At 49.5% G+C, this 11,611-nt stretch carries 11 protein-coding genes; 3 read left to right on the forward strand and 8 right to left on the reverse strand.

Going from position 1 to position 11,611, the window contains the following annotated elements; genetic code table 11:
- The first annotated feature begins 13 nt into the window (after positions 1-13).
- Genes SG35_RS07345 through SG35_RS07355 form a run of 3 tightly spaced genes read left to right on the forward strand, consistent with a single transcriptional unit; the run spans position 14 to position 4,062 of the window.
- Positions 14-1,228, forward strand: a complete 1,215-nt coding sequence (locus tag SG35_RS07345) for an ABC transporter permease (RefSeq protein ID WP_044830626.1) — start codon at positions 14-16, stop codon at positions 1,226-1,228.
- Positions 1,229-1,252: 24 nt separating this feature from the next.
- The gene (locus tag SG35_RS07350; RefSeq protein WP_044830627.1) at positions 1,253-2,578 is read left to right on the forward strand and encodes a sigma-54-dependent transcriptional regulator; all 1,326 of its coding nucleotides are present in this window, start codon (positions 1,253-1,255) and stop codon (positions 2,576-2,578) included.
- Between the two features lie 20 nt (positions 2,579-2,598).
- The gene (locus SG35_RS07355; RefSeq protein ID WP_044830628.1) at positions 2,599-4,062 is read left to right on the forward strand and encodes a sensor histidine kinase; all 1,464 of its coding nucleotides are present in this window, start codon (positions 2,599-2,601) and stop codon (positions 4,060-4,062) included.
- A gap of 51 nt (positions 4,063-4,113) precedes the next feature.
- Here the strand turns inward: SG35_RS07355 and SG35_RS07360 are convergent, their stop codons facing one another.
- The 8 genes from SG35_RS07360 to SG35_RS07395 all read right to left on the reverse strand — a co-directional run bounded on the left by SG35_RS07360 (position 4,114) and on the right by SG35_RS07395 (position 11,594).
- Entirely contained in the window at positions 4,114-5,568 is a 1,455-nt protein-coding gene (locus tag SG35_RS07360) for a M48 family metalloprotease (protein WP_044830629.1), read from the reverse strand.
- A 92-nt stretch (positions 5,569-5,660) separates the two neighbouring features.
- Complete coding sequence (locus SG35_RS07365; RefSeq protein ID WP_044830630.1) at positions 5,661-6,332, reverse strand: hypothetical protein; 672 nt, start codon at positions 6,330-6,332, stop codon at positions 5,661-5,663.
- Positions 6,333-6,388: 56 nt separating this feature from the next.
- Positions 6,389-7,018, reverse strand: a complete 630-nt coding sequence (locus SG35_RS07370; RefSeq protein WP_053042750.1) for a hypothetical protein — start codon at positions 7,016-7,018, stop codon at positions 6,389-6,391.
- 15 nt (positions 7,019-7,033) lie between these two features.
- Positions 7,034-8,035, reverse strand: a complete 1,002-nt coding sequence (locus SG35_RS07375; RefSeq protein ID WP_044830631.1) for a vWA domain-containing protein — start codon at positions 8,033-8,035, stop codon at positions 7,034-7,036.
- Positions 8,036-8,043: 8 nt separating this feature from the next.
- Entirely contained in the window at positions 8,044-9,120 is a 1,077-nt protein-coding gene (locus tag SG35_RS07380; protein ID WP_044830632.1) for a VWA domain-containing protein, read from the reverse strand.
- 2 nt (positions 9,121-9,122) lie between these two features.
- Positions 9,123-10,469 (reverse strand): FHA domain-containing protein, encoded by a 1,347-nt coding sequence (locus SG35_RS07385; RefSeq protein ID WP_044830633.1) that lies wholly within the window; start codon positions 10,467-10,469, stop codon positions 9,123-9,125.
- A complete protein-coding gene (locus SG35_RS07390) occupies positions 10,470-11,282 on the reverse strand; it encodes a MotA/TolQ/ExbB proton channel family protein (RefSeq protein WP_044830634.1) in 813 nt (270 codons plus the stop codon). It abuts the gene before it with no gap.
- 21 nt (positions 11,283-11,303) lie between these two features.
- On the reverse strand, positions 11,304-11,594 hold the full coding sequence (locus SG35_RS07395) for a hypothetical protein (RefSeq protein WP_044830635.1): 291 nt from the start codon (positions 11,592-11,594) through the stop codon (positions 11,304-11,306).
- Positions 11,595-11,611 lie beyond the last annotated feature (17 nt).

Consider the following 11,611-nt stretch of genomic DNA (forward strand, 5'->3'; position numbering starts at 1 on the left):
ATAAGGAACCCCCATGAATTTAAAAGCCTTAGTTAAGTCCTTATTGCTGCGAAAATTCACCTCCGGACTTTTGATACTGCAATTGGCCATTACCCTGGCCTTAGTGGTGAACAGCGTGATACTGGCGCTTGATACCCGGGAAAGCTTATCCCGGGATACCGGCATGGATAATGAAAATATTTTGCTCGTTTCCCTGCATCCGACCTCCGGCAATTACCGGGATTTTAACTATTACCGCTCGGTGGTTGCCGAGGATCTTAGCCAGCTCGCCCGTTTGCCCGGGGTCAAGTCGGTTTCGGCGATGAATCAGCTGCCGCTTAGACCCAGGGGAGCCCTGAGAAATGTCCATGATCTGGATAATCCCGAGCAGGAAAGAACCGATACCTATTTGCAGGACGTGAAGGTGTTTTTTGGCAACGAAAATCTGGCGGACGCCTTGGGGTTGTCTTTGCTTGAAGGGCGTTATCTGAACCAGAGCGATCAGCGGGACTTTGGCAGCGATGAAAGGCCCAATATCGTTATCAGTCAGTCTCTCAAGCAAAGTCTTTACGGGGACAACCCGGCAATAGGGCAGGAAACCAACCGGGGACGTATTGTCGGGGTAATACGGGATATTACTTTCAACCCTACGCTGCCCGAGGATAAACAATATGCGGTGTTTGATAATACCCTGATGGAGTATGTCTATGTTGCCCGCTACTACGTTTTATCGGTTGAACCGGGACAAATGTCCAGCGTGCGCAACCAGGTCAGCGATACTATCTTGGCGGTGCAGCCGGAGCGGGATATTTTCAGGGTTTTTACCATGGCGGAGCATTTAAAACGCTTCTACCGGGATGATCAGGGCTTGGCGGATTTATTTTTATTATTATGCGGCTTAATGCTGTTGGTGACGGCGATTAGCAGTTATGCTTACGCGCAATTTCATATTTCACGACAAAAGAAATATATTGGTATTCGCCGGGCACTGGGGGCGCGTAAAAGAGATATCTTGCTCTACGTGTTAACGGAAAACGCCCTGAACTGTGGTTTGGGCTGTTTACTGGGCATGGTGACTGTGATTGGTTTTAATGTCTTACTCAGTCAGTATATCGACTTGAGTAAACCTGAGCCGCTGCTGTTCTTACTGGCCTGTGGCATTATGTTCATTGCCGGTCTTGTGGCCACCTGGTTACCTGCGGTCAGCACCAGTAATATTCCTCCGGTTATTGCTACCAGAACGGTGTGATGTCAAAAAAGATAAAGGATACAGATGATTAAGGTTTTAGTGGTTGACGACAACCCGGATATTATTGCTGCGCTTGATTTATTGCTGGGTTTGCATGGTTATCAGGTGTTAACCGCTGCCACTAAAAAACAGGCGTTAATGGTGGCTTGCCACCAGGTCGTTGATTTGGTGATCCAGGATATGAACTTTGGGCAGGGACTGACTTCCGGCAGTGAAGGCCAATGCCTGTTTCATGAGCTCAGGGCGATAAAACCTGATCTTCCTGTTATCCTGATCACCGCCTGGAGCCAACTTGAAACCGCCATTGAACTGGTTAAGGCCGGGGCGGCGGATTATCTGCAAAAGCCCTGGAATGATACCAGGTTACTGGAGCTGGTTGAGTGTTATGCAAGTGAAGGACGGGATAAGCACAATGCCAGGGAGCATGAAACAAGTCCGGGCGGAGACTTCAAGGCGCAGCCGCAGTTTATCTATCAAAGCCCGGTTATGCTGGCGCTAATGGCGGACGCTGAAAAAGTTGCTTCGTCCCAGGTGAATGTGCTGATCACCGGCGCCAACGGTTCGGGTAAGGAAAAGCTGGCGGATCATCTGCACCAACATTCGCTCCGTAAAAGTGCGCCGCTGATCAAGGTTAATATGGGGGCCATCCCCCAGGAGTTGATGGAAGCTGAATTATTCGGCGCCGAAAAAGGCGCTTATACCGGCGCCAACCAGGCAAGAAAAGGGCGTTTTGAAGCCGCCGATGGCGGTACCTTATTCTTGGATGAGATAGGAAATTTATCGTTAAGCGGACAAATGAAGCTGCTGCGGGTACTACAAACCGGTGAGTTTGAACGCCTTGGCTCCAATGACACCCTTAAGGTGGATGTGCGGGTGCTAAGCGCCACCAACAGCAATTTGCCGCAGGCGATAAAGCAGGGGGAGTTCAGGGAAGATCTCTATTACCGCCTGAATGTCATTGAACTGCACCTGCCCGAGCTAAAAGCACGTAAAGCCGATATTTTGCCGCTGGCGCAGTATTTCATCGGCAGTGACTATAAGCTCAGCGATGATGCGAAACAATATCTGTTAGCTTGTCCCTGGCCCGGCAATGTCCGAGAGCTGGAAAATGCCTGTAAACGGGCCCTGGTATTTGCACAGGATGCCTGCATCAAGGCAGAAGATTTTAAAGGTGTCTCTAAGGTGAATAGCACGGGGAGTAACGCGGGTAATGAAAAGCAGCAGATTGAGCAGGTGCTGGTCAAACATGGCGGCGTTATTAAACACGCGGCAACCGAGTTAGGGCTGAGCCGGCAGGCCTTGTATCGGCGTATAGAGAAGTACCGGATAGATCCCGGTTTGCTGGGTTAAAGCACAAGTCTGGAAATTCTATGTTAACTTTTAAGCTTGCTCTTCTTAACCTGCTGTTTATTTTGTCTTTTATTCTTATTCTCCCCGGGGCTCCTGTTTTGTTTGCCTTGAGCACTGTGTTGTTGCTTTTGCTGGCTTTGCTGTTATTGCGACGAAGCCACCAGAGGCAAATGCTGGTGCTGCAGACCCTGGAAGATGGTTTGCGCAATCTGCAGGACGGGGATTTTGCCATCAGCTTGGCGGATAAACCTTTTAAAAAAGAACAACGGCATCTGGCCCTGATCCGGCTTTTTAATCAGGTCGCGGATAAATTACGTGCGGAAAAACAAGCCTTGTATCAGCGGGAGTTGCTGCTGGATAAGGTGGTTAATGCCTCCGATGTTGTTACTGTATTGGTGAACCACAGGGACAGGATCATTTTTGCCAACCAGGCCGCCCGGCTCTTCCTGGAAAACTCAGGCGTTAGCCGCGCCTCTTTATTGGGGCAGGAATGGACGGCGTTAATTAAACAGCACAAACCTGAGTTACTGGCTTATATCGGAGAAAATGCTGCCGGGGCAAGTATGAGCGGGGAAAGCTCGCGCGAAAAAAGCTTAACAGCAGAGCACCCTGCCGATAACCCTGAAAGGCAAGACTTTCATTCTCAAGGCATGGGAGCTCAAGACATGGGCTCTCAAAGCTCGACTTATCAAGCGCAGGCGGGGCAGAGCAGCGCCATTATCCAGTTAAAAGAAGATGAAAGTGCAGGGATGGAGCAAAGCTGGCACTTATCCCGTCATCAGCTAAAACTTCACGGCAGCCGGCATCAGCTGATGCTGCTTAAACCTATGACCCGGGAGTTAAATCGCCAGGAATTGAAGACCTGGAAAAAAGTGATCCGGGTGATTAACCATGAACTTAATAATTCCATTGCCCCTATCAGCTCTATGTGTCATAGCGGCAAAGTGCTGGCACAGAGGATAAATGAACCCAGGTTAAACCAGGTTTTTAGCACTATCTCCGGGCGGATAAACAAGTTATCTGAGTTTATCCAAAATTACAGCCAGTTGGCGCGGTTATCTTCTCCGAAAAAGCAGGCATTTGATCTCCTGGCTATGCTGGAGCAACTGCAGTCCCTGTATCCTTTTACCATCAAATGCCGGGAAAAGGAGTTTTTTGTCAAGGGGGATATCAGCCAGCTGGAGCAGCTGGTGATCAATTTGTTGAAGAATGCCCGGGAGGCTGCAGGAGAGATTCCGAGTCAGGTGACGTTAACTTCCGGGATGCAGGGGATAACCCTGGTGATCCGGGATTTTGGTCCCGGGATGAAGCCGGAGGTGATGCAGCAGGCTTTCCTGCCTTATTATTCAACTAAGGTTGACGGCAGCGGCATAGGTTTGAGCATTTGCCGGGAAATCATTGATGCCCATCAGGGACAAATCAGTTTAAGCAATCCCCCGGGAGGGGGGGTAGCCGTTTTGATCGCTTTGCCCCGGGGACTATAAACCTGTCATTGTTTATGCCAGCTTAGCCCCGGGAAAAGTTAAACGAACAGGTCACTGGATGATTTTGATCCAGTCCCCGGGCTCCGGCTCTCCCCTGGGATAAAGGCCGTTGATCAGTCTCAGCTGCTGCGGTGCGTAGGCGCCGATTTTCAATTGTTTGGCAAGCTGTTCTATGTTGGTATTTTCATTGGCTTTGACATAATGCAGGGTTTTCGACTTCTGCTTGCGGGCACTGCTTTTTTGCGGCTTGAAACTGTGGATGCTTTTTAAAAATAACTCATCATAATTGACATCGGCTTTGGCTGACAGTACAGAGCCGGTGAGCATATAAGCGCGCCGTCCCTGGTAGAGTACGGCGACCCTTTGCTTATAATCTCCCTTGTCGTTAACAATTATGCCGGTATGGCCGATCAGGCCGTTTTGGGCAAAATCTTCTGAGCGCTGCAGCATTTGGGTTTTCATTATACCGCGCAGGTAATCCCCGGGAGAAATGCCTTTTTTGGCCAGGGCAACCGTTAATTTTAACTCTGCTGATTTATCCGCCGGCTGGCCGACAATGGCCTGACGGGTATTTTCAACTTGCCATTTTTCCGGGAATAGCAGTGAAAATCCTAATTTATCATGGATATACAAGCCCGGGACTTTGGGTTGTGCTTTGAGTTTGGCATCATAGTTGACTCCGTACACCAGGCCTTCGGTATGTTTGCGGTATTCGCTTTTATTGTGGGTACTGTCCTGGTTTTCGGGAAATTCTCCGGCTTTGGCGATCACCTCTTTAAGGCGGATATCGTTGCGCGGGTGGCTGGCGAAAACGCCGTGATAGCTTCTGGCTTTTTTGCCTTCTTCTTTTGCCCGGTAGCGGGAGAATTTTTCCTGATCTTTTAATACCCCTATGGTTTCCACCATGGCCAGGGGATCGTATCCGCTGTTAAACAGGTATTCGGCGCCAAAACCGTCTGCTTCGAGCTCCATTTCCCGGCCATAGCCCTGGACGGCAGCGGTACTCCAGAGGTTAGTGACATCGCCTATTACTGTACTGCCGGTGGTAAAGACCGAGAAGATGGATAAGATGCCGGCGCCTTTGCGGGCGGTATCCTGGCGCACCACATGCCTGGCAGTGACATGGCCGACTTCATGGGCCAATACCGCCGCCAGCTGGGCTTCTGAGTCAAGGTAAGCAAGCAGGCCGCGGTTGATATAGATATAACCGCCGGGCAGGGCAAAAGCATTAATATCCGGGGCATCGATGACGGTGAAATGATATTGGATATCCGGCCTGTGGCTGTTTTTCGCCACTTTTTGGCCGATGCGGTCGATATAGGCGGCCAGGGCATCGTCGTGATAGACGGGTACGGACTTGAGCAGTTTTTCATGCATTTCCTTACCCATGGCGATTTCGGCCTCTTCAGACATCAACACCAGATCCGGGGTGCCGGTTGCCGGGTTGATCGAACAGGAGGCTAAGGCCAGTAGCAGCAGGGGAATGGATAAAAGTCGGTAGTTCATTGTAAACTCCTGTTCATATTAACGGGGTTTTTATCATTACTTAGATATCAATCTCAGTAATGTATTTAATATTTTTGCTATCACTAATTAGCCTAGTTTTGCGAACTGCTGAAAAAACTTTGCAATTGGCTGGCCATAGCGCTGCAGGCCTGACTTTGCACTTGTGCCAGCAACGGGATGGGAATAACGATGGCCGGCATATAAGAGGTGCCGTCGGCGATACTGCTGACCTTGCCCACCAGTTTTTTGGTGCGGTAATCCCAGACCGAGGCTTCATATTCGGCTTTTTCATCCCAGGTGCCAAAACCGAAACAGCTGACCCCGGCGGGTGAAAGGCCGCAGCTGATGCTGCCGCCGCCCCGGGTTTTTTCGGTGACGCCGTCGATCCAGACAATGTAGTGGACATTATATTCATCGATGATTTCTGCAATGTCGTCAAAAGACAGCAGCCTTTGCAGATCCCAGACATGCACCGGGGCAGTGCGGGCTTCAAACCAGGGATAAAGGCGGTCGACAAACTCTTGCTCCGGGATGACATTCATGGGGTTATTGCCTTTGAGCAGGGTTTTGCCGATGCAGGAAATCAGTTCGGGTTCGGTTTCATAATCATTGCCGCTGCGCCTGCCGATAACGACAATGGATTCACCGGCTTTAAGTTCGCTCGGTACGTGTTTTACCTGGTCTATGGTGACCGAAGTACAGGCACTAAGTACCAGGGTTAACAACAGATATAAAGCATTTGTTTGTTTAAACAGGTTTTTCATTTCACTTCACCTTTGTTACCTAAGTTAGACCCCTAGATGAATAAAATTACTTATTATTATTGCAGCTGGCCGTGCTTATTAAGCCAGCTGTTGATTTCCGGAATATGGCTGAACTTTAGCGATAAACCGGCGCCGACATCCCGAAGGGCAATGATCATCGCCTCATTTAAGGCATTTTCTTCCGACTTCATAAAAGCGGTGGGGGTTTTGCCGTAGGCGGTCAGTATCCAGTCGGCAATCAGCAGACCCTGTCCGTCATAGACTTTCATGTTGTATTTGATCCACACTTCAAACATATTGACCTTGGTTTCCCTGGGCATATTGTATTGAAATTCTTCGACGTAGGGCTCAAAGAACAAATCTATGTCGGTATTTTCCTGCGGGCTGATGTCCGATACCTGCACCACATTTTCAAACATCGCCGGTAGCACAGTATCGAATAAGGCCACCTGGGCATTGCCTATGCTAATTTCCCATTTACTGCGTTTTTCACTTTTTTCCACATATCGGTAGCGGCGAAAATCATCCTGGTAGTGGACGGCAACTTGCAGGGGCAGTTGGTGGATCACCGGGCGGGGAAAGTCTCCTTTAACCTGCAAGGTGCTGGTACAACTGAGACAGCCGAGTAATAAAAGCGCCGGGGTCAGTTTCAATAATTGCTTGATGTGCTGTTTAATCGTTACCATGAGTTTATCCGTCCATTAAGGCCTGAAGTCATTGAGGCCAACAAAGGTGCCGCCGTTTCTGTAGCTGAGCTCTCTCATCAGGGTGGCGAAGCGTATGCCGGTTTTTTGCAGGTATTTCGGGCGCATAAACTGCACCGGAAAGCCAACGGCATGGATACGTACCAGGCGCTCGTTATTGGCGCTGACTTTGTTGATGCGCTCTATGGTTGACAGGACATTTTCTATCGAGCGTCCCGAAAATTCGTCTCCCATAACATAGAGGCTGATCTTTTTGTCCTGGGCAAAAAAGGTCCGGATAGCTTTTTGTATGCCCTCGACCGGGCTGGAGTTGCTAAAGGGGTTCCAGCTCCTTAGCCGTTTGATGATGGCCTTGCGCCTGGCTTTGGTATCCGGGATCCATTTGCGGCGATAATTGTTAAACATATAGTTGCCCATATCGTTCATGATCTGTATGCCTTTGACTTCGGGGTAAATATTCAACGTGGCAATGATCTCTTCCTGCATTCTTTCCCAGGCGTAGTTATACATGCTGCCGGAGGTATCTATGATAAAGATTAAGTATTCGCTATCGACCGGGATCCCGCCAATTAAATCATTTTTGCTTTTATAGTTTTGCCCGAGTAAACGTTCCATTTCTTCGGAAAGGCTTTGCAGCGCCAGTGCCAACTTGCCTTTTTCCTGGCTGCTGAAGGAGGCGGCCCGGGATACCTGGGCATGCTGGACTTCTATGGTGGCCAGGCGGGTGCGCAATATTGCCAGACGTTTTTTCTCGCTGTCTATTTGTTCGTGTTTTGCCGTCAGGTCCCGGTTATAAATGGTGGTTTCCCCGCGTATGGTAAACAGGGTCTCCTGCAGCTCTTTTAATTGGGCGTCGAGGTTGATACTGGACTCTTCCAATACGATAGGCGCCATGGTTTTGGTGATCATCAACAATAAAATGATGGCGCCGAAACCACAGCAAATCACGTCCAGGAAGGCGATGGAAAATTCTTCTGAGCCGCGACGTTTTCTGCTCATATCACCTCCTAGGGCCAGTCTTTTGACGGACTCATAAACGAGCCGAGTGAATGTTGCGCCAGCTTCCAGAAAGCCGATGCCGCCATGGGATCGCCTTCCATCGGCCATAACAGGACGTTGACCGGAATACCCTCGGGCAAGGTTTCTACCGCCAGGTTAAACAGCTCTTCTCTTTCCTGTCCCGAAACGGTATGTCCCTTAGGCGCCTTGAGTCCCTGGGTGGGCAGGCCGTCGGTGAGCAACACGATATTGTCGGGCAGGGGATCGAGAAAGCTGACGGCGCGAAAGGCGTTTTCAAGACTAGTGCCGCCACCGGGCACCAGCTCATGCAGGGCGGTGATATTGGTATTTAATTTTTCTTCGTCGGCGATCGCCAGCCATTCATGTGTGGTGTCAGCCAGTAAGGCGCGGGTTTGGGTATTAAAGACATAAAGCTGGTACTGGCTGCTCAGGGGAAATTTTGCCACCAGCCATTCCACCGCCCGTATCGCCCTTTGCCATTTTTTCGATTGTTTTTTACTTTCATCTGACATATTTTTGCGCCGGATGATATTGACGATATGGCTGTCGAGCATGCTGGCGGAGACATCGAGCAGGATTAAGGTTCTGGCGCCTCCGAGCTTTAGGCCGGTAAGATATTGCCGCTCTCCCTGGCCGATAAAACGCCTGGCATCATTGCCCTGGGCCTGTTCGTCTTCGAGTTTTTTCTTCTTCAGCATCAGGGTTCTTAACTGCTCTTTCATCTTGATAATTTGCTGGTCGTCGCTCTCCTGATCCAGCACGGCAATTTTATTGGCGATGGCATCGATTTCATCATTGATACGCCGGGCAAGGCCGCTGGCTTCCACCAGCTCCTGATCCAGCAAGGACAGGGTATTTTTAATTTTCACCAGCTGGGCTTGTCCCTCGGTAACTTCTTCATCCAAAAGGTTAACTTCAGCCTGCAACTCGAGGTTTTGTTCTTCCACCTGGGTATTGACATCGTGTTTGATAATTAAAAACACCAGGACCACCGCGCCGAAACCGCAAGACATGATGTCGAGAAAAGACAGGCTGAAGGTGGAGAACTTTCTTTTGCCGGCCATAACTACTGCAATGCCTCTTCGACTTTAAGCAGCAAAAACGTCGCTTGCTCCCGGCCGAGACTGATAGTGTCTCCCCGATAAAGCAATTGTTTGTCCCGGGCGGGTTTGTCATTAATCAGGACTTGCGGTGAATTTTCTCCGTCTGGCCGGCTTGTGAGGCTAAGTTGCCAGCCCTTGTCTGTTTGGGTTAATTTGGCTGCGCTACTCTTTTCGGGGCTAAGCGAGAGGGCATTGTTGTCGCTACTGCTCAGGTAAAGTGGCTTATCCGTTAATGGATAGGCGTGCCCCTTATACGCCAGGTGAGAGCATGCCAGGTGGGAGCGACTGGCACCAGGGGTTGTTAAATCAGAAGGCTGGTGTTTGCCGTGCAAGCCGACGCCAGTATGCGCTTTGTTCACGTTAAGATTAACCGGCAAGCGTGTGATAAGGGCTATCTGCTTATTTTTTGTCAGGTTATTAAGATGGTACTCGATATTTGTTTCCAGTTTGCCTTCATCGAGCAATGACATGGCTTCAAGGGAAGTGTCGGTTGCTAATATTGTTTTTAACCTTGGGGTGATATAGACAGTAGGATACTCACTGGCGGAGGCCAGAACAGGGGCAAAAAAATGGCTTATTTGTTCCCGGATTTCCCGGGCAGAAACTTTAAGGGTTTTGTCACTGATGTTTAGCTGGTAGCTGGCCTGCTCACAGGGGATGATTTCGTTAAAATAGTTATAAACGCTTTGCTCGGCCCTGGCGGTGGCAAAAATATCGTAGCGGCATTCGATGATAAATTTTTTATTGAGCCAGGTAGCCAGGTGTTTATAAAGATCGTGAAGCCCCTTGTGGGGGATCACATGCGTATTAACCAGGGAGAGGTTTTCATCGGCGTATAGTTCATTCAGGTTGCAGTGATGCAAACCCAGATCTAATAACGCCAGCTTGCCTGCCTGTTGGTGATGGGCAAGCTTGATAACGGCTTCATTGATGACGGCAATAACTTTTAACTGGCATGAACCGGCAATACCCAGCAATAAGGACAGCTGTTGCTGGCTGTAGTTGGCGGGTACCATCAAGATGGTATCCTGGATGTTGCTGCATTGCTCTGTCAGGGCTTTAAGCTGTAAATAGGCGAGGTCGGCAAAATGCCTGACCTGGGCATTTGGGGTAGTAATTTCTTCATAACCTAGTTGTTGCCAGTAGCGGCAATAAAAATTGCCGGGGGAGAGTTTGCCTCGGGCAAAAGCATCCTGGCCGAAGAGCAGCTGATCTTTTTCAACCAGGGCATAACCGCTTTGGGTCAGGGACTTTTCCCCCTGGCGGAGCGTCAGCTGGTGATCATTAATTTCTATCAGGGTTAAAGGCATCTAATCCACCTTGTTGATGTCGGTTTTCAGGTGGTTGAGCAGGTTACCGTCACAGTAGTCCTGGGTATTTTGTACCAAACGCTCCTGCATCAGTTGTAACTGGTGGGTGAAAAACATAATAAAGATACTGATCACCAAGGCGATAAAAGTTGAGTTAAAGGCCACTCCCAAACTGTTGGTGACGCCGATAATATTGCCTTCTACCGCCTGGTGTGCCTGGCCAAGGGCTTCGCCTATCCCCCTTACGGTACCGATAAAGCCTATTGAGGGGATTGCCCAGGAAATATAGCGGACCATGGCCAGCTCGCTGTCGAGACGGTCGGCTTCGGCCTCGCAAATATCTTTTATGGCGGTGGCAACGGCGGCGACATTGGCGGTGGCAGAAAAGCGCTTTAAGGCAACCAGTAAGGTACGAGGGGCCAGCATGCCCTGTTTTTCCGGCGATAGTCCCTGCAGCGGCCGGCATAATGCCCGGGCATCTTCGGGTAATATGCTTGCCCCTTCCTGTACGTCTAATATTGACTGAGCCAGCATGTGTTTTTCCTGCAGGGCCAGTCTGGCCTTATAGCCCATGATCATCATGGCCCATAGCATTAAAATCAGACAGGTTTCCTGCTCATAGTCTTTTAAAACGACATATAAGGATCTCTGGTTGGTGACGCTTGCTCCGGCAAGTTGTTGTGCTTCTTGTTGTTTGATGATGGCTTCTGCTTCCGGTCGGACCAGGGTTACATAAACGGCATGTACAACAATTACCGAGAGCAGCAAGGCAAAAAGCTGGTATATAAATTCTGAGCCTAGATCACGTTTCATCTGCTTTCATCCTGGAGGTTATTAAATGTCTACCGGGAAAGAGACGGCTAAGTCTTCAGAAATCTCTTCCGTCGGGGTAAAAGTATCCTGTTGTTTGTTTGTTGTTTTCACCGTTTGTTGTTTTTGATCCTCTCCCTTTTTCTCGGTTTTCTTTGTGTTATCAGCGGTAACGTCTTTATCCCGGGGAGTTTTTACCTGTTCTTGTGCCGGCTCTGCCTGGAGCTGGCTAATTACCGGCTGGTTATTGAATGCCTGCGCAGGGGCCGAAACCATCAAGATAAGTATCGCTGTCTGGTAGTGATGTCTAATCATAACTTTCTCCGCTTTCC

Source organism: Thalassomonas actiniarum (genome assembly GCF_000948975.2).
GTDB classification, from domain to species: domain Bacteria; phylum Pseudomonadota; class Gammaproteobacteria; order Enterobacterales; family Alteromonadaceae; genus Thalassomonas; species Thalassomonas actiniarum.

Coding starts and splice junctions, on each gene's coding strand:
- SG35_RS07345 (WP_044830626.1), top strand. CDS start 14: ATGAATTTAAAAGCCTTAGTTAAGTCCTTATTGCTGCGAAAATTCACC.
- SG35_RS07350 (WP_044830627.1), top strand. CDS start 1,253: ATGATTAAGGTTTTAGTGGTTGACGACAACCCGGATATTATTGCTGCG.
- SG35_RS07355 (WP_044830628.1), top strand. CDS start 2,599: ATGTTAACTTTTAAGCTTGCTCTTCTTAACCTGCTGTTTATTTTGTCT.
- SG35_RS07360 (WP_044830629.1), bottom strand. CDS start 5,568: ATGAACTACCGACTTTTATCCATTCCCCTGCTGCTACTGGCCTTAGCC.
- SG35_RS07365 (WP_044830630.1), bottom strand. CDS start 6,332: ATGAAAAACCTGTTTAAACAAACAAATGCTTTATATCTGTTGTTAACC.
- SG35_RS07370 (WP_053042750.1), bottom strand. CDS start 7,018: ATGGTAACGATTAAACAGCACATCAAGCAATTATTGAAACTGACCCCG.
- SG35_RS07375 (WP_044830631.1), bottom strand. CDS start 8,035: ATGAGCAGAAAACGTCGCGGCTCAGAAGAATTTTCCATCGCCTTCCTG.
- SG35_RS07380 (WP_044830632.1), bottom strand. CDS start 9,120: ATGGCCGGCAAAAGAAAGTTCTCCACCTTCAGCCTGTCTTTTCTCGAC.
- SG35_RS07385 (WP_044830633.1), bottom strand. CDS start 10,469: ATGCCTTTAACCCTGATAGAAATTAATGATCACCAGCTGACGCTCCGC.
- SG35_RS07390 (WP_044830634.1), bottom strand. CDS start 11,282: ATGAAACGTGATCTAGGCTCAGAATTTATATACCAGCTTTTTGCCTTG.
- SG35_RS07395 (WP_044830635.1), bottom strand. CDS start 11,594: ATGATTAGACATCACTACCAGACAGCGATACTTATCTTGATGGTTTCG.